Source organism: Streptomyces pactum, assembly GCF_016031615.1.
Lineage (GTDB): Bacteria > Actinomycetota > Actinomycetes > Streptomycetales > Streptomycetaceae > Streptomyces > Streptomyces pactus.
Window position 1 is genome coordinate 6,340,853 of the sequence record NZ_JACYXC010000001.1, and the last position, 16,827, is coordinate 6,357,679.

Genomic DNA, 16,827 nt, shown 5'->3' on the forward strand with positions numbered 1-16,827 from the left:
GTCGCCATCGGGGCCGCCGCGGCTCCCGCGCCGGCGAGCCTCCCGGCCGGTGCGGCGGCCACCGAGGAGCGGGTACGGGGACGGGGCGGGCCCGCCCTCGTTCACCTGAGCCTGACGGCAGGCGCCCGTCCGGTCCACCGGGCGCGGCCGGGACCGGCACGGACGATCGCACACCGCCGGCCCGGGAGGGGCCCGCCCGCGCTCGAACGGTGCGGCTCGAACGGTCCGGCACGGGCGGCCGGCAGCGGGGGCCGGAGCGGCCGTACCGCGCACAGACGGTCCCGTCCGGTCCGGGGGTGGACCCGTCCGGTCGCGGGCGGTACCTGGACAGGTGTGTACGGAGTCGGCCGCCGGCTCTAGGCTGTTTTTCGTGAGCATGACGACGCCGCCCGGCTGGTACCCCGACCCCGCCCACCAGGGCCACGGCCCCGCCCAGGAACGCTGGTGGGACGGGGCCGGCTGGACCGACCACCGCCGCGACGCGCCGGGCGCGTACGGTGCGCCCACCGAGCCGTCCGTCCCCGGGCCGGTGGACGCGGCGGCCCAGCACCCCGGGCAGGCCCCCGGCCAGCTGCCGGGTCACCCGACGGGACAGGGGTACGGGGCCGGCCAGGCGCCCGGGTACGCGCCGGGGCAGACGCCCGGGTACGCGCCGGGCGGCCAGGCACCCGGATACGGGGCGGGCCAGATACCCGGGTACCCGCCGGCGGGGCAGGCGCCCGGGTACGGGCAGCCGCCGGCGCCGGGCGGCGCGCCCCGCGGACGCGGAGCGAAGATCGCGGCGGTGGCGGTCGCCACGGTGGTCGTCGTCGGCGCGATCGTCGGGGGCGTCGTGCTGCTCAACGACGACGAGGACGACGGGAAGAGCGGCCCCAAGGCGGGCCCCTCGGCCACCGCGCCCGGTGGCCACGACTCCCCGACCCCGACCGAGAAACCCTCCACCGGACCGTCGGACAACCCGCGGACCAACGACCCCGAGGCCGCCGAGGACCTCGCCAGCGGCATCAGCCTGCCGGTCCTGGAGGGCTGGCGGGACGCCGCCACCGACCCCAGCGCCGGCGCCGGCGTCACGACCCTGGACGGCTACCCCTGCCCGGCGGCACCGGAGAGCAACTGCGTGCGCGGCGGCGTGTTCTCCTTCCCGGCCTCCGGCTACAAGGCCCGGACGGCGGAGGGCGTCGCCAAGGAGGACATCGCCCAGAACGCGGAGAGCTCCTACGGGACCGATCCGGTCAGCAAGAAGAAGAGTTACGGCGGAATCACCTCGCACAAGCAGCTCAAGGCCGAGGCGGTGACCGTCGCCGGGACCAAGGGCTACCTGGTCCGCTGGAAGGTGGAGACCAAGAAGGGCGACGACGGTTACGTCCAGTCGGTCGCCTTCCCCTCGCCGACCGTCCCCGGCGCGACGGTGGTGGTGCGGTTCGGTTTCGACGTGAGCGACGAGGCGCCGACCCTCGCCGACATGGACAGGATCGTCCGCGAGATCAAGCCCGTCAGCGACCCCGGAGACAACGAGGACGTCTGAGCCCCCCGCGCCGCCGCCGGTCCGGGGCCCGGCTCCGCCGGCCGCCGCCCGGCCGTCGGCACCGTCCACCACGGGCCGGTGCGAGCACGGCACGCCCGGGCGGCCGGGCGCACGTGACGGCCGGACGACCGCAGGGCCGGGGGCGGCCCGAGGACCGCAGGACGGGGGGGCCGGCGGGGGCGACCCCCGCCGCGGCGGTGCGGCGGCCGGCTCCGCCCGGTGGGCCGGCGGGCCGTCACGGCCCGTCAGCTGCGGGGTCGCGGGACGAACGGCTCGGTCAGGTGCGGTGTCGCGAGGTGGAAGGCGCCCGCGGCCGGGCTGTGCAGCACCCGTTCCCGGGACGCCCTCGCCTGCTCGGGGTCCGTCTCGTGGGCGTAGGCGAGGTGGGGGTGGAGCAACTGGATCGCGTGCACCAGCAGGTCACCGGTGACGGCGACCAGGTCGCGGCCGGACGCGACGAGCACGCTCTGGTGCCCGGGGGTGTGGCCAGGCGTGGCGACTACCCGCTCGCCGCCGCGCAGCGGGGTGTCGCCGTCGAGCAGCCGTAGCTGTCCGGCCTTCCGGAGCGGGTCGATCACGCTGGACCGCAGCTGCGGGTTGATCTCCTCGATCGCGTCGAGTTCGGCGCGCTGCAGCAGGTACCCGGCACGGGGGAAGAACGGCCGCGCCCGCTCGCCGCCGACGACCGCCCAGCCGACGTGGTCGGTGTGCAGATGGGTGAGCACCACCGTGTCCACCTCGGACGGCGCGATTCCCGCGGCGGCCAGCGAGGCCGGGAGTTCCCCGGGCACGGGTGCCCAGGAGGCCGCCGGGCCGTCGGCCGGGCCGATCCCCGCGTCGACCACCGTCACGCCCCGGTCGCCGCGGATGGCGAACGCGCGGAACTGGAGCCACCAGCCCCCGCCGGCGTCGAGCGCGCCGGGATCGAGCCGGTCGGCCGCCGCCCACTGCTCGGCGGTGGCCCCGGGGAACGCCTCCGACCTGGGGGAGAAGAAGGGTCCCGCACCGTCGGCGAGCGCGATGACGGTGTACGGGCCGATCCGGAGAGAAGCGGGCATCCCGCGACACTGCCACCGGCCGGCGGGCCACGACAAGGGGCGACCGGCCACGAGCCCTCCGCCGTGGGCCGCGCCGGCCGGTGCGGGGGGCCGGGCAGGTCCCCGGTCACCGCCCCGGACGGCGAAGCGCGCCGCGCCGCGTCCGGTCCGTCCGGTCGTCGCCCTCACCGCTCCTCGCCCCCCGCCGACCCGGCCGTGGGACGGTGTCACGCCGGGCACACCCGGCCGCCGGCGCACCTGCTGTCATACGCCCATGCGCCGGACCCGGACCCGTCGAGCGCGTCCCGGTGCATGCCGACGCATGCCGGGGTACGGCGGGGTACGGCGGGACTGCCGGTGGTGACGGCGCGGGGGTTACAGGAAGGTACGGCCCTCGCCCCGGTAGGTCGGCACGGTCGCCACCACCCGGTCGCCGTCCACCAGGTGCAGTTCGTCGAACCGCTCGCACATCTCCCCGGCCTTCGCGTGCCGGAACCACACCTTGTCACCGATGAGCAGGTCGTCCACCGGCGGTCCGAGCAGCGGCGTCTGCACCTCGCCCGGGCCCTCGTTGGTGTCGTAGCGCAGTCCCGCCGGAAGGTAGGGGACCGGCAGCCGGTCGGTGCCGGCCGGTCCGGACGCCGGGTAGCCCCCGCCCAGCACGGTCACCACCCCCAGCCCCGGCCTGCGGACCACCGGCTGGGCGAACAGCGCCGCCGGACGCCCCTGGAAGGAGGTGTAGTCGTCGAAGAGCCGTGGCTGGTACAGGCCGGAGCCCGCCGCCACCTCGGTCACCGCGTCCTCGGCGGCGGTGTGCTGCACACTCCCGGTGCCGCCCCCGTTGACGAACTCCAGGTCCGCCACCGCCCGGACGGCCCGCACCGCCGCCGCCCGCCGGGCCGCCAGGTCCCGCCGCGCCGCCGCCTGCATCAGCCGGATCGCCCGGGAGCGCACCGGCTGCCCGGCCAACGCGTCGCCCACCCCGGCCACATGACCCTCGTAGGCCATCAGACCCACCAGCCGGAAGCCGGGCCGGCGGACCACGGTGCGCGCCAGCTCCGCCAGCCGCGCGGGGCTCCACAGCGGCGACCGCCGCGCCCCTATGCGCACCCGGCCGCCCAGCAACCGCAGCGAGGCGTCCATTTCCAGACAGACCCGGACCTCCGCGTCGCCGCTCCGGGCCGCGTCGATCAGGTCCAGCTGGGCCGGGTCGTCCACCATCACGGTCACCGCGGCGGCCAGCCCGGCGTCCCCGGTCAGTGCCGCGAACCCGGCCCGGTCCGCGGAGGGATAGGCCAGCAGCACGTCCGGGAAGCCGGACCGCGCCAGCCACAACGACTCGGCCAGCGTGAAGCTCATGATCCCGGAGAAACCGTCCATCGCCAGCGCCCGTTCCAGCAGTGCCCGGCAGCGCACCGACTTGGACGCCACCCGGACCGGCTTCCCGCGGGCGCGTCTGACGAGGTCGCGCGCGTTGGCGTCGAACGCCCGCAGATCGACGATGGCCACGGGCGCGTCGAGATGGGCGGTGGCCCGGTTGTAGCGGGCCCGGTCGGTAGCGGCGGCGGGCATGACCGCAGCTTGCCAGACACCGATCAACGGCCGGTAGTAGGGCGGCCGGTGCACGGTGGGTCCGGCGCCCCGTAGAGTGTCGCGCACGCCGTGACCGGCAGGTCAGCGGCGTGCGCGTCGGTACGTGGACCTCCTGCCGAGGCCCGGTGCCCGCCGGCCCCTCACCGGGCGGCCGGACGCCCGACGCCGGCTGGACCGGATCCCGAAGGTGCGGAAGGGGTGCAGGTGAGCACCGACGCGGAGTACGCCGACGCGCCCCGGCCCGCGTCGCAGTCCCCTGGAGCCCCGCCCCGGCCCGCGTCGTTGCCTCCGGGTGCCCCGCCCCCGACCGGCGTCACCGCCTCCGGGTGCCCCCGCCCCGGCCCGCCGGGCCTGCCCGGAGCGGTGGCCTGCCGATGTCCGACGACCCCACCCCCGTACTGTCCCGCCGTGTGCGGCGCCCCGGCACCGGGCGGACCGCCGGCCGTACGCCGGTCTCCCGCACGTCCGCGTCCACGCCCCCGCCGAGCCGGAACGCGCCCGGACCGGCGGGCGTGACACCCCCGCGTCCGGCGGCGGCACCCGGTGCACCCGGTGCGCCCGGTGCGCCCGATGCGCCCGGTGCGCCCGAGGCAGGATTCCCGTCCGGCGCGGGCCGGGGCGGCGTGGACCGGGTACCCCCGCGTCCGGCTACGGCCCCGGACGCGGCCGTCGTTCCGGACGCGACCGGGACCCCGCGGCCGGCGTCCGGGCCGGCCGTCCCGGCGTACGGTGCCATGCCCGCCGCCCGGCCGGCCGGGGCGGCGCCCGCGGGCCGTGCGGCCGAAGACGTATCCACCGTCCGTCCGGTCGTGGCCGGGCCCGCGGGCCGTACGGGCAGGGCCCGGTCCGGTCCTTCCGGGGCCGGCGGCGGGACGGGTGCGGTGCCGCCGCCCCCGTCCCACCGGCCGGCCGGTTCCGCGCACCACCGTCCGGGGGCGGCCACCGGTGCGACCACCGTCCCCCGGGCGGCCGGTGACGGGATATCCGGTCCCGGGACGCCCACGGGTGGGGGGCCCGGTCCGGAAACGGCCTCCCGCGCGATATCCGGCCCCGGGGCGGCGAGCGACGTGACGCCCGAGCCGGGAGCGGCCACGGACACGGTGTCCGGTGACGCGACCCCCGGTCCCGGGGAGGACCCCACCGCGATACCGGCCCCAGGGGTGGCCGCCGACGCGATACCCGGTCCGGAGACGGCCGCCGACGCGATATCCCGACCGGGAGCGGGCGCCGACCCGATATCCGTTCCTGCGGAGAGCCGGTCCCGGCCGGGACCGGCGGCACCCCGCGGGGAGCGCCGCACCGACCGCCGGTCACCCGCCGCGGGGGCGCCGGGTGAGCGACGGCGATCCATACCGTCCGCGCCGCGGGGCGGTAGTTCCGGGGAGCCGGCCGTGGCGTCCCCGCCACGGCCCCCGCGCCCGCCACAACCCCCGGACCCGCCACGGCCCCCCGCACCCGGTGCGGCCGGGGTCCGCGGTCCCGGCCCGGACAGCAGTCGTGCGGCCGGCAGCCGGACGAACGGCCGGGACGCCGCCGGACCGGCCGGTCCGGCCGCGGCGCCGACCGTCACCGGCGCGGGCCGGGCGGCTCCACCTCCGGAGGACACCGCATCCCGTACGCCCGTGGCCGACGGAACCGCCCGCGCCACCACCGGGCCCCACCGGGGTTCCGCGCGGCAGACCCCCGGCAGGCGCGGGGGCGTTGCCGGCGGCCCGGCCCCCGGAGCCGGTCGCGCCGCCTGCCGGAACGGTGGCCGGAACCGCCCGTGGAGCCGCCGCTCCCGCCCCGGCCCTCCCCGCCACGCCCCCGGAGTCCACGACGGCCTCCTCCAACAGCGCGTTCTCCGGCACCGCCGCTTCCTCCGGCACCGCCGCTTCCTCCGGCACCGCGCTCCGGCGGCCGGGCGGCGACGGTGCCGGTGAGGGCGCCCTCCGGCCCGCCCCGGCCGCCCCGCCGCAGGGCCGCCCGTTCCACGGGCCGGGTCCTCACCGACGAGGCCATCGCGGGCCGGCTCACCGAGGACCAGGTCATCGCGGACCAGGACGTCAGTCGGCGCACCGCGGGCCCGGACACCACAGGCCGCGCCGGCGCGGGCCCGGACACCGCGGGCCCCGACTCCGCGGCGGCTGCCGCCCGTTCCGCCGCCGGGTCCGCTCCCGCCCGGCACCCGGCCGGTACCGACACCCCGGCCCGGCGGGCCGCCGCCACGGAGCCGCCCGCCCCCGGCCGGCGGTCGGCTTCCCGCCTCGCCGGCACGTGGCTGCGCACGAGCCCCGCCCGGTCGGCCGGCCCGCCGCCCGCCCATCCGCCCCCGCGTCCCCGGCCCCCGCCCGGAGCGGCCCCGCCGGACCGCCGCCCGGGTCGCGGCCGCAGCGGCCTGCCTGATCCTGGGACTGGGCCTGCTCGGCGGGGCGGCGGCGGGCAGCTGGCTGACCGGAGGTCCGGGCGAGCGGTCGGTGGAGGCCCGGTACGCGGCGGCCCGTACCGCCTGGCACAGCGTCGAGGTGGACAGGCTCTTCCCGCGTACCGTGCGCGGCGCCGGGGCAGGCCCCGGCGGGGCCGACCGGCTCTGGACCCGGATCGCCGTCGCCCCGGACGGCGACTGCCGCGGCGCCTTCGACCCGCTGCTGGACACCGCGCTCTCGCCGGTGGGCTGCGAGCGGCTGCTGCGCGCCACCTACACCGACGAGACGCGGACCGCCGTCACCACCGTCGGCATCCTGGTGACCAGGGCCGACCAGAGCGGTATGCGCACCCTGCGCAAACGCTTCAGCGAGGAACGGCTCGACCGGCGGAGCGACCTGATGCCCCGTACGTACCCGGCACGGGGCACCGAGGCCGCGGAGTTCGGGGACGCGCAGCGGGCGAGCTGGGACATCCGGGTCCTCACCGACGTACCCGCCGTCGTCTACGCGGTGACCGGCTTCGCCGACGGCCGTCCGGTCGCCGAACCGCAGTCGGCCGGCGAGGCGACGGCGGACGGTGCGAACGGCGCCGTCGCCCTCTCGGGCCTGGGCCACGATGCACGGGGGACGGCCGCAGCCGTGGTGCGGGCCTTCCGCGAGGCGGTGGACCCGGCGGCCGGCGGTGGCTCATGACGGCCCCGCGGGGCGGGCCCCGGGCGCACCGCCCCGGTCCGCGCGCCACGGGTGCGCGGACCCGCGTGCCCCGTCCGGGACGCCCGGCGCCCCGTCCGCGGACCTGGGCGTCCTCCCGCCCGGAGCGTCCCGTGTCCCGCCCTGAGTGTCCCGTGTCCCGTCAGGGGTCTTCGGCGTGCCGCCGGGGTGGCGTGGCGGTCCGTCCGGTTCCCGGCCCGGGCGGGACCCCGGGGCCCGTCGTCCGGGCCGGTGCGCCTTCCGCCGCGGTGGTCCCCGGCAGCCGGCCCGCACGGGCCCGGCGCGTCCCGGTCCGCCCGGCGGGTGCCCGGGAGGACGCCGGGGGCCGGACACCGTCGACGCCTCCCCGGGACCGTTCCGCCCGTACCCAGACGACGGAGGCCCGCCGATGACCGTCCGACCGTTCCGCGCCCTCCGCACCGCCGTCCGCGGCCCCCGACCGCACGGGAGCCCCCGGGGCCGGCGCCGGCGGGTCGCCGTCGCGCTCACGGCCGCCGGGCTCGCCCTGCTGCCCGTCGCACCGGCCCGCGCCGACGGCATACGCGCCCAGGAGTGGGCGCTGGACGCCCTCCACGTCCGCGACGCCTGGCGGACCACCAAGGGCGACGGGGTGACGGTCGCCGTCCTGGACACCGGCGTCGACGCCGACCACCCCGACCTGAGCGGCCAGGTGCTTCCCGGCAAGGACCTGATCGGGTTCGGCGCCGGGCCGGGCGACAAGGCATGGGCCCGGCACGGCACCGCCATGGCCGGCATCATCGCCGGCCGGGGCCACGGCCAGGACGGCACCGACGGCGTTCTCGGGGTCGCCCCCGAGGCGAAGATCCTCCCGGTCCGGGTGATCCTTGAGGACAGCGACCCGGCGCGCAAGGAGCCCCGTGGCGTGCGGGGCAGCGCCCTCGCCGAGGGCATCCGGTGGGCCACCGACCACGGCGCCGACGTCATCAACCTCTCCCTGGGGGACGACAGCGAGTCCGCGCACCCCGAGGCCGCGGAGGACGCGGCGGTGCGGTACGCGCTGGGCAAGGGCGTGATCGTGGTGGCGTCGGCGGGCAACGCGGGGGAGAAGGGCGACCGCGTCTCCTATCCGGCCGCCTACCCCGGGGTCATCGCGGTCACCGCCGTCGACCGGTACGGGAACCGGGCCGCCTTCTCCACCCGCCGCTGGTACGCCACCGTGTGCGCGCCCGGCGTGGACGTGGTGGTCGCCAACCCCGACCGCCGCTACTACAACGGCTGGGGCACCAGCGCCGCCGCCGCGTTCGTCTCCGGCGCCGCCGCGCTGGTCCGCTCCGCGCACCCCGATCTGAGCCCGGCCCAGGTCAAGCGGCTGCTCGCGGACACCGCCCAGGACCGGCCCGAGGACGGACACAGCGACGAACGCGGGGCCGGACTGGTGGACCCGGCGGCGGCCATCGAGGCCGGGGCGAAACTGCGCCCGCAGCCGCAGCGGCCCGCCCCGGCCGGCCACCCCCGGCGCTATTTCGGGCCCGGACCCGTCCCGGCCGCCGCCGCGCCAGGGGACGACGGCCCCAACCGGCTCGCGGTGATCGCCGGGGTGGCCGGCGCCGCTCTGCTCCTCGCCGCGGTGGCGGTCTGGCGCGGCGGCGGCCCGGCGACCCGGCCGCGCACCCCGTGGTCCCGCCTGCGCTGACGCCCGCCCCACCGGCCCGCGCTCCCGCGGGCGGCTCCGCCCCGGGCCCGGCCCGGACGGCACGCGGCTCGGGCTCGCGGGCGGCGCTCCTCCGAGGCCGCTCCTCCCGGCGGCCCCGGCCCGATCGCTCCCGGCAACCGGCTCATCCCGGGGCGCATGGCGTGCCGGGCCCCGTCGCGTCGGTCCGTCCGGTCCGGTTCCGTCCGGCCGGCTCATCCTGGTCCGGCTGATGCCGGCCCGGCTCAGGGCACGGGAGCGACCACCTGCACGGACTCCTCCCGGCGGTTCGACATCCCCGGCCGTGTCCGCTCGACCCGCCCGGACCGTTCCGCCCGCCGGGCCCCGGGCGGGTGCAGCAGGACCCGGCCGGGGACGCTCCCGCGCAGGGCCCGGGCGGGTCCCGTGCAGGTCCCTGGCAGGGCCCCCCGCCCCGCCCCGCCCGGCAACCGCCACCCGCCGGAACCGCGCCCACCCCGCTCCGGCTACCCTCCAGGGGTGGCGCTCAAGAACATTCCCGATCCCGGCTACTCCGGCGACGACGGTTCCGCCGACCCCCGGCTGGCCGCGGCCCTCGCCGCCTGGGCGGCCGATCCGGCCACCGAATCCGACCTGCTCGTTGCGCTCTCCGGCGCCCGGCTGCTGGTGCCGGTGGTGGCGGTCCTGGGCGAGACCGAAGAGGTGCCCGAGGCGCCGCACGGGGCCGGCCCGGCCGCCGCGCGTACGGCCGGACTGCGCCGGGAGAAGACCAGCGAGATGGCGGTGCCCACGCTGCAGGCGCCCGGAGGCCGCCGCGCCCTGCCGGCCTTCACCTCCACCGAGACGCTCGCCCGCTGGCGGCCCGACGCCCGGCCGGTCGCGGTACCGCTGCGCCAGGCATTGGAGGCTGCCGCGCACGAGAAGGCCGACACCATCGTGCTCGACCTCGCCGGCCCGGTGACCTACCAGCTCACCGGCCCCGCCCTGCTGGCGCTCGCCGAGGGCCGTACCGACGCCGATCCGGCCGCCGACCCGGCCGTGCGGGAGGCGCTGCGCACCGTCCTGGCCGCCGAGCCGGCCGTGCTCCGCGCGCATCTGCTGCCCTCCGGGAAGGCCGACGCGACACTCGCCCTCACCCTCGCCCCGCACCCGGAGGCCCGTGAGACCGCGCAGCGGGTGGCGCAGGCGCTCGCCGGCCACGAGGTGCTGCGGGCCCGGCTGGTCTACGGACTCGACCTCGCGCTGCTGCCGCCGGACGCGGCGGTCCCCGGGGAGCCCCTCTTCACCCGCTGACGCGGCCCCGCCCGGGCCGCCACGGCCCCGCACCCCCGCGGCGCGCCCCGGCACCGGCACCTCCCGCGACGCGGCGCGACCACCGGCACCTCCCGCGGCGCGTCCCGGCACCGGGGCCCCTCCCGCGTCACGGGCCCGCGATCACCGGCCCCGGTCACGTCCCCGGCTCCCGCGGCCGCCGGGGGTGAGGACCGGGGCCGCCCGCATCCAGGGACCGTCCGACGTCCGGCCGCCGGCGCACGCGGCCGCCGGGGCGCCGACCGCAGAGACACGCCCGGCGGCCCCCGTACCCGCCCCCGTCCGCGCCGGCCCCCGTACCGGCCCCCGGCAGCTCAGCCCGCCCCCTCGGTCCGGATCCGTGCGTCCGGTGGAACCCCGCGCCGGCGTCCGCCTCCGCACGCACCGGCAGGACACGCGGACTCCGCCGGTCGCCGCCGCGCCTTCCCGTCTCTCCTCGCGCCGGCCACCGCCCCTCCCCGCGCCGCCCGCCGTTCGTACCTCCGTTCGCGCCTCCGCAGCGCCCTTCGATGGATCTTCGACAGGCGAAACCTCACAGTTTGTCCGACGATGCAAAAAGCAGACACATCGTCAGTACGTCGATGCGCCGATGCGGACGACAGCCGGGACGCATCAGCCAGCTCGCAACCGGTCGAGGAGAGCGCACATGGCAAGCACCACGACGACCGAGGGGGCCACCGCGGTCGACACCAGTACGGTCGTGTCCGAGTTCATCGGAACGGCGCTGCTGGTGTTCTTCGCCGTCGGTTCTGCGGTTCTGGGCGCGGAGTACATCGGGACCGTCGGCATCGCCCTGGCCTTCGGCTTCACCCTGATCGCGCTGACCTACGGCCTCGGCCGGATCTCCGGCTGCCACGTCAACCCGGCCGTCACGCTCGGGGTGCTGCTGGCCCGCCGGATCGAATTGCGCACCGCCGTCGAGTACTGGGTGGCGCAGCTGCTGGGTGCCATCGTCGGCTCGGCAGTGCTGCTCCTGCTGGCCAAGCAGGTGCCGGGCCTGAAGACCTCCGGGGCCTTCGGCAGCAACGGCTACGGCGACCGTTCCGCCGTCCACATGGACGCCGGCGGAGCCTTCCTCGCCGAGGTGATGCTCACGTTCCTGCTGGTCTTCGTCTACCTGGCGGTGACCCGCACGGTGGCGGTGGGCGGTCTGGAGCCGCTGCCCATCGGGCTGATCCTGACCGTGGTGACGCTCATGGGCGTGCCGCTCACCGGCGCCTCGGTGAACCCGGCGCGCAGCCTGGGCCCGGGCATCTTCGCGGGCGGCGACGCGATGGAACAGTACTGGCTCTTCCTCATCGCGCCGCTGGTGGGCGCGGTGCTCGCGGCCCTCGCCCACCGCTTCACCCACGCCCGGGTGCTCGCCGAGGACGGTTCCGGGCCGGGCGCCGCCGACCGGGCGGCCGGCGGCCACGGCCGGCCCGCGCCGGGCGAGCGCTGAACGCCGCCGCCCGCACCACCAGGACTGCGTGCGTCCCCTGCGTCACGGCCCCCGCCCGGTACGAGCCGGACGGGGGCCGTGACGTGCGGAGTGCCGTGTACCGGAGCCGGGGACCGTGGCACGCGGAGGTCCGTGGCGGAGGCGGGGGACCGTGGCCACGGGTCCGTACGGGGGCCGGGCGGCCGCGTCCGGAGCGCCGGTGTCCCGGACCGCCGGGCCCGGGCCGCGCCTACGGGTGCCCGCGCCCCGGCGCTGCCCGGCGCCTCCGCCCGGGACGGGGGGAGGCGGGCCGGTCAGCCGCCGAAGACCGGTCCGGTGAACTTCTCACCCGGGCCCTGACCCGGCTCGTCCGGGACCACCGAGGCTTCCCTGAAGGCCAGCTGCAGCGACTTCAGCCCGTCCCGCAGCGGCGCCGCGTGGAAGGAGCTGATCTCGGTGGCGCTGGCGGTGACCAGGCCGGCGAGCGCGTTGATCAGTTTCCGGGCCTCGTCCAGGTCCTTGTGGTCCGCGCCGTCCTCGGCCAGCCCCAGGTTCACCGCCGCGGCGCTCATCAGGTGGACCGCGACCGTGGTGATCACCTCGACCGCGGGCACGTCCGCGATGTCGCGGGTGACCGCGTCGAAGTCCGGCCGTTCGTTGGGGGCGGGGGTCGCGTCGCTCATGGCTCACTTTCTGCTGGGTGTCGGCCCCCAGCGTAGGACCCGCGGCGCGCCACCCTGCCCGGCGCCCCGCCGCCTGCCGGGCCTCGGCCCCCCGGGCCGCCCGCCCGGGGCCCCGGTCCTTCCGCCCCCCGGCCCCGGACCTCCGCTCGACGGGCGGCCCGGGCGGCCCCGTGCCGCGCGCCCCGGCCCGCCGGCCCTCCCCGTCCCGCAGCCGGCGGGCGCGGCCCTGTCCCGCAGCCGGCAAGCGCGCCCCGGGCCCGCCACCACCCGTCCCCGTCCGGCGGCCCGAGAGGGCCCGACCCGGTCCCGGGCCCGGGTCGGTCGCCTCCCGTCGTTCGGCGGTCCCGGGCGGGGTCGTGTAGAGTTGAGCAACGACCGGCTGGACACCTGTGTCCGGCCCGCAAGTGGAGGCTCCGTCTCCCACCCGACCGACCTCAGGGTCAGCGGGTCACTGGTCAGGCTGCGCCCCGCGGTGAGTTCGCGGCGGTGCTCCCCGTCCGTTGGAGCCCCGCCTGTGTACCCGTCCGGGGCTTTTCTGTTTCCCGGGCCCGGGTGGTCGCCGGAGAACAGAGGTTACGCGGCTGTCCGCCAGGCGGTCGTGTGGTGCAATCGAGGAGGATCCATCAGCGCCGAGCCCCGCATCAACGACCGGATTCGCGTCCCCGAGGTGCGACTCGTCGGTCCCAGCGGCGAGCAGGTCGGCATCGTGCCGCTTGCCAAGGCCCTGGAGCTTGCGCAGGAGTACGACCTCGACCTGGTCGAGGTGGCGGCGAACGCCCGTCCGCCGGTCTGCAAGCTCATGGACTACGGAAAGTTCAAATACGAGTCGGCGATGAAGGCCCGTGAGGCGCGTAAGAACCAGGCGCACACGGTCATCAAGGAGATGAAGCTCCGGCCGAAGATCGACCCGCACGACTACGACACCAAAAAGGGTCACGTCGTCCGGTTCCTCAAGCAGGGCGACAAGGTCAAGATCACGATCATGTTCCGTGGCCGTGAGCAGTCCCGTCCGGAGCTCGGCTACCGGCTGCTGCAGCGACTCGCGGAGGACGTGCAGGAGCTGGGCTTCGTGGAGTCCAACCCCAAGCAGGACGGCCGCAACATGGTCATGGTCCTCGGTCCGCACAAGAAGAAGACCGCGGCGATGGCCGAGGCCCGCGAGGCGCAGGCGGCTCGTAAGGCCGAGCGCCAGCAGGGCAGCGCTCCCGCCGGGGAGACCGCCGAGGCGTGACTTCGGGGCGCCAGCCCCGACAGCCCGGGGCACGGCGCCCCGGGCGACCAACCGAAACAGCTGACGCTTCCGCCTGCCGGTTCCCGGCCGGCCGAGCCGGAAGCGCCACCGACGAGGAGAGTACGGCGCCATGCCGAAGAACAAGACGCACAGCGGTGCCAGCAAGCGCTTCAAGATCACCGGCTCCGGTAAGGTGCTGCGGCAGCGCGCCGGCAAGCGCCACCTGCTCGAGCACAAGCCCTCGACCCTGACGCGTCGCCTCAGCGGCACCGCCGAGATGGCCCCGGCCGACGCCAAGAAGATCAAGAAGCTTCTGGGCAAGTGACGCCCCCGCCCCGCTCCGGCGGGGTGCGCTCCCTCACCGCCCCCGCGGGCGGGAGGGCCCATCGATCGGGACCCATTCGTTTCCGGGCCGTGTGAAACCCCCGCGGCCCCGTACAAGGAGTTAACAAGTGGCACGCGTCAAGCGCGCAGTCAACGCCCACAAGAAGCGCCGGGCGATCCTGGAGCAGGCCAGCGGCTACCGGGGCCAGCGGTCCCGCCTGTACCGCAAGGCCAAGGAGCAGGTCACCCACTCGCTGGTCTACAACTACAACGACCGCAAGAAGCGCAAGGGCGACTTCCGTCAGCTGTGGATCCAGCGCATCAACGCCGCTGCCCGCGCCAACGGCATGACCTACAACCGCTTCATCCAGGGTCTGAAGGCCGCCAACATCGAGGTGGACCGCAAGATCCTGGCCGACCTCGCGGTCAACGACGCCAACGCGTTCGCCGCGCTGGTCGAGGTGGCCCAGAAGGCCCTGCCGAGCGACGTCAACGCCCCGAAGGCCGCCGAGGCGGCCTGACGCCCCGGCCGGACCACGCGTCGCGGACACGCCGGACCCGCAGGCGAGGTGCTCGCCTGCGGGTCCGCGCGCGTCCCGGCTCCCGGCCCGGGCGGCCCCGCGCACCCGGGCGCACCGGAAACGCGCCCCGGCCGCGTCCGAACGCACCAGGACGCGCCGGGACGGCCCGGAAGACCTCCGCCCGCGCCGGGGCGTCAGGCCGCCTCGGCCACGCGGCCCCGCCACCCGCGCGGGCGAGGCGCCCGCGCGCCCGCCGGCCCGGTGCCGGCAACTCCGCCCCGGCCCCGCCCGGGCCCTCTCTCCCCGGCCCGCCGGCCACCCCCCGGGCCCAGGACGCCCCCACGGACCCCCTCCCGGAAGCGAGTGCACACCACATGGCGGCCCACGAGCTGACCTCCCTGCGATCGCCGCGCGTCGTCGCGGCCCGCCGCCTGGCCAAGCGCAGCTTCCGGGGCAAGGAGCGCCGGTTCCTGGCCGAGGGGCCGCAGGCGGTCCGGGAGGCCGTCGCCCACCTCGTCGAGGTGTACGTGACCGTGGACGCGGCCGAGCGCCACGCCGGCATCGTCGCCGCCGTGACCGCCGCCGGGGTGCCGGTGCTCACCGCGACCGACGAGGTCATCGCCGCGATGTCGGACACCGTCACCCCGCAGGGCATCGTCGGCGTCTGCCGCTTCCTGGACTCGCCGTTCGAGGAGATCGTGGCCGCCCGGCCCCGGCTGGTCGCCGTGCTCGCCCACGTCCGCGACCCCGGCAACGCCGGCACCGTGCTGCGCTGCGCCGACGCCGCCGGCGCCGACGCGGTGGTGCTGACCGACGCCTCGGTGGACCTGTACAACCCCAAGGCGGTCCGTGCCTCCGTCGGCTCGCTGTTCCACCTCCCGGTCGCCGTCGGGGTGCCCGTCGAGGAGGCGGTGGCCGGCCTGCGCGGCGCCGGCGTGCGGCTGCTGGCCGCCGACGGCGCGGGCCCCAGGGACCTGGACGCCGAACTCGACCAGGGCACCATGGGCGGCCCCACCGCCTGGATCTTCGGCAACGAGGCGTGGGGCCTGCCGGAGGAGACCCGGGCCCTCGCCGACGAGGTGGTCCGCGTCCCCATCCACGGCAGGGCCGAGAGCCTCAACCTCGCCACCGCCGCCGCGGTGTGCCTCTACGCCTCCGCCCGTGCGCAGCGCGCGGTGGGAGGGTGCCGCTCCGTGACATCCAGCTAGTAGGGTTGCCCCCGACTCGGGACCCGAGAGGGGGGTGCGGGAATGGACGTCAGGACGTCGGATGCCGGTACCGGCACCTGCCCGCCCGGCGCGCCGGCGGCGCCCCCGCCCGGCCCGCGCCCGGCCGAGGCGGTCCCGCCCGGCCCGGCGTACCCGTGGTACAGCGGCCCGGACGGGCTCGGGGTGCACCCCGACGACCTGCCCGACGGGCTGGTGATCGCCGACGAGAACGGCCGCGTCACCTGCTTCAACGCCGCCGCCGCCCGGCTCACCGGCACCCCCTCCGCCGACGCCCTGGGGCTGCCGGTGGACCGGGCGCTGCCGCTGGAGGACCTGGAGGGCCGCCGCTGGTGGGCGCTGACCGACCCCTACGGCGGGCTCGCCATCCGGGCCGGGCAGCCCGAGCGGAACCTGCTGCTGCCCGGCGGCCGCGAGGTGCTGGTCGCCGCCCGCTACGTACGGGACCGGCCCACCGGCCCGGTCCGCCGGCTGGTGGTGTCGCTGCGCGGCACCGAGGCCCGGCGCCGCACCGAGCTGAGCCACGCCGAACTGATCGCCACCGTCGCGCACGAGCTGCGCTCCCCGCTCACCTCCGTCAAGGGGTTCACCGCCACCCTGCTCGCCAAGTGGGAACGGTTCACCGACGACCAGAAGCGGCTGATGCTGGAGACCGTGGACGCCGACGCCAACCGCGTCACCCGGCTCATCGCCGAACTCCTCGACATCTCCCGGATCGACTCCGGGCGGCTGGAGGTGCGCCGGCAGCCGGTCGACCTCACCGCCGCGGTCCGGCGGCACGTCCAGGCGCACACCGAGGCCGGCCACGGCCCCGAGCGGTTCCACATCCGGGTCCGGGAACCGCTGCCGCGGCTGTGGGCCGACCCCGACAAGGTCGACCAGGTGCTCGGCAACCTGCTGGAAAATGCCGTGCGCCACGGCGGCGGAACCGTCACCATCGACCTGGTACCCACCGTCACCCACAACGGGGCGGAAGGAACGGCCGTCACCGTCAGCGATGAGGGCCCCGGCATCCCGGAGGAGTCGATGGCCCGCGTCTTCACCCGCTTCTGGCGGGGCAGCAAGCGCGGCGGCACCGGGCTGGGCCTGTACATCGTCAAGGGCATCGTCGAGGCCCACGGCGGGGCGATCACCGTCGGCCGCGCCCGCGGCGGCGGTGCGGAGTTCCGATTTACCCTGCCCGTGGGCACCCCCGCCTTCATGAAGTAGC

Annotated in this window: 13 protein-coding genes; 10 read left to right on the forward strand and 3 right to left on the reverse strand. The window is 77.4% G+C overall.

Annotated elements, in window-relative coordinates; translation table 11 throughout:
• Positions 1-376 precede the first annotated feature (376 nt).
• On the forward strand, positions 377-1,525 hold the full coding sequence (locus IHE55_RS25035) for a DUF2510 domain-containing protein (protein WP_197992240.1): 1,149 nt from the start codon (positions 377-379) through the stop codon (positions 1,523-1,525).
• Positions 1,526-1,770: 245 nt separating this feature from the next.
• On the opposite strand, the gene IHE55_RS25040 is transcribed toward IHE55_RS25035, so the two are convergent.
• A complete protein-coding gene (locus IHE55_RS25040) occupies positions 1,771-2,583 on the reverse strand; it encodes an MBL fold metallo-hydrolase (protein ID WP_197991091.1) in 813 nt (270 codons plus the stop codon).
• 354 nt (positions 2,584-2,937) lie between these two features.
• Positions 2,938-4,134 (reverse strand): amino acid deaminase/aldolase, encoded by a 1,197-nt coding sequence (locus IHE55_RS25045; RefSeq protein ID WP_197991092.1) that lies wholly within the window; start codon positions 4,132-4,134, stop codon positions 2,938-2,940.
• Positions 4,135-6,611: 2,477 nt separating this feature from the next.
• Here IHE55_RS25045 and IHE55_RS25050 point away from each other — a divergent pair.
• The 4 genes from IHE55_RS25050 to IHE55_RS25065 all read left to right on the forward strand — a co-directional run bounded on the left by IHE55_RS25050 (position 6,612) and on the right by IHE55_RS25065 (position 11,653).
• Positions 6,612-7,253: a hypothetical protein gene (locus IHE55_RS25050; RefSeq protein WP_197991093.1), complete on the forward strand. Its 642-nt coding sequence runs from the start codon at positions 6,612-6,614 to the stop codon at positions 7,251-7,253.
• A gap of 406 nt (positions 7,254-7,659) precedes the next feature.
• Positions 7,660-8,925, forward strand: coding sequence for a type VII secretion-associated serine protease mycosin (mycP, locus tag IHE55_RS25055; protein WP_197991094.1), 1,266 nt, complete (start codon positions 7,660-7,662; stop codon positions 8,923-8,925).
• A gap of 495 nt (positions 8,926-9,420) precedes the next feature.
• Positions 9,421-10,194, forward strand: a complete 774-nt coding sequence (locus IHE55_RS25060) for an SseB family protein (RefSeq protein ID WP_197991095.1) — start codon at positions 9,421-9,423, stop codon at positions 10,192-10,194.
• 664 nt (positions 10,195-10,858) lie between these two features.
• Positions 10,859-11,653: an MIP family channel protein gene (locus IHE55_RS25065; RefSeq protein ID WP_197991096.1), complete on the forward strand. Its 795-nt coding sequence runs from the start codon at positions 10,859-10,861 to the stop codon at positions 11,651-11,653.
• A 293-nt stretch (positions 11,654-11,946) separates the two neighbouring features.
• On the opposite strand, the gene IHE55_RS25070 is transcribed toward IHE55_RS25065, so the two are convergent.
• The gene (locus IHE55_RS25070; protein WP_197991097.1) at positions 11,947-12,315 is read right to left on the reverse strand and encodes a DUF1844 domain-containing protein; all 369 of its coding nucleotides are present in this window, start codon (positions 12,313-12,315) and stop codon (positions 11,947-11,949) included.
• 598 nt (positions 12,316-12,913) lie between these two features.
• Between IHE55_RS25070 and infC the strand changes: the two genes are divergently transcribed.
• From infC to IHE55_RS25095, 5 genes are all read left to right on the forward strand, one after another.
• Positions 12,914-13,546 carry a translation initiation factor IF-3 gene (gene infC / locus IHE55_RS25075; protein ID WP_197991098.1) on the forward strand — a complete coding sequence of 211 codons (633 nt, stop codon included), beginning with the start codon at positions 12,914-12,916 and terminating at the stop codon, positions 13,544-13,546.
• Between the two features lie 130 nt (positions 13,547-13,676).
• Positions 13,677-13,871, forward strand: coding sequence for a 50S ribosomal protein L35 (gene rpmI / locus IHE55_RS25080; protein ID WP_197991099.1), 195 nt, complete (start codon positions 13,677-13,679; stop codon positions 13,869-13,871).
• A gap of 127 nt (positions 13,872-13,998) precedes the next feature.
• Positions 13,999-14,391 carry a 50S ribosomal protein L20 gene (gene rplT, locus IHE55_RS25085; RefSeq protein WP_197991100.1) on the forward strand — a complete coding sequence of 131 codons (393 nt, stop codon included), beginning with the start codon at positions 13,999-14,001 and terminating at the stop codon, positions 14,389-14,391.
• A 374-nt stretch (positions 14,392-14,765) separates the two neighbouring features.
• On the forward strand, positions 14,766-15,599 hold the full coding sequence (locus IHE55_RS25090; RefSeq protein WP_197991101.1) for a TrmH family RNA methyltransferase: 834 nt from the start codon (positions 14,766-14,768) through the stop codon (positions 15,597-15,599).
• 42 nt (positions 15,600-15,641) lie between these two features.
• Positions 15,642-16,826 (forward strand): sensor histidine kinase, encoded by a 1,185-nt coding sequence (locus tag IHE55_RS25095; protein ID WP_197991102.1) that lies wholly within the window; start codon positions 15,642-15,644, stop codon positions 16,824-16,826.
• Position 16,827: the final 1 nt, after the last annotated feature.

Coding starts and splice junctions, on each gene's coding strand:
- IHE55_RS25035 (WP_197992240.1), top strand. CDS start 377: ATGACGACGCCGCCCGGCTGGTACCCCGACCCCGCCCACCAGGGCCAC.
- IHE55_RS25040 (WP_197991091.1), bottom strand. CDS start 2,583: ATGCCCGCTTCTCTCCGGATCGGCCCGTACACCGTCATCGCGCTCGCC.
- IHE55_RS25045 (WP_197991092.1), bottom strand. CDS start 4,134: ATGCCCGCCGCCGCTACCGACCGGGCCCGCTACAACCGGGCCACCGCC.
- mycP (WP_197991094.1), top strand. CDS start 7,660: ATGACCGTCCGACCGTTCCGCGCCCTCCGCACCGCCGTCCGCGGCCCC.
- IHE55_RS25065 (WP_197991096.1), top strand. CDS start 10,859: ATGGCAAGCACCACGACGACCGAGGGGGCCACCGCGGTCGACACCAGT.
- IHE55_RS25070 (WP_197991097.1), bottom strand. CDS start 12,315: ATGAGCGACGCGACCCCCGCCCCCAACGAACGGCCGGACTTCGACGCG.
- rpmI (WP_197991099.1), top strand. CDS start 13,677: ATGCCGAAGAACAAGACGCACAGCGGTGCCAGCAAGCGCTTCAAGATC.
- IHE55_RS25090 (WP_197991101.1), top strand. CDS start 14,766: ATGGCGGCCCACGAGCTGACCTCCCTGCGATCGCCGCGCGTCGTCGCG.
- IHE55_RS25095 (WP_197991102.1), top strand. CDS start 15,642: ATGGACGTCAGGACGTCGGATGCCGGTACCGGCACCTGCCCGCCCGGC.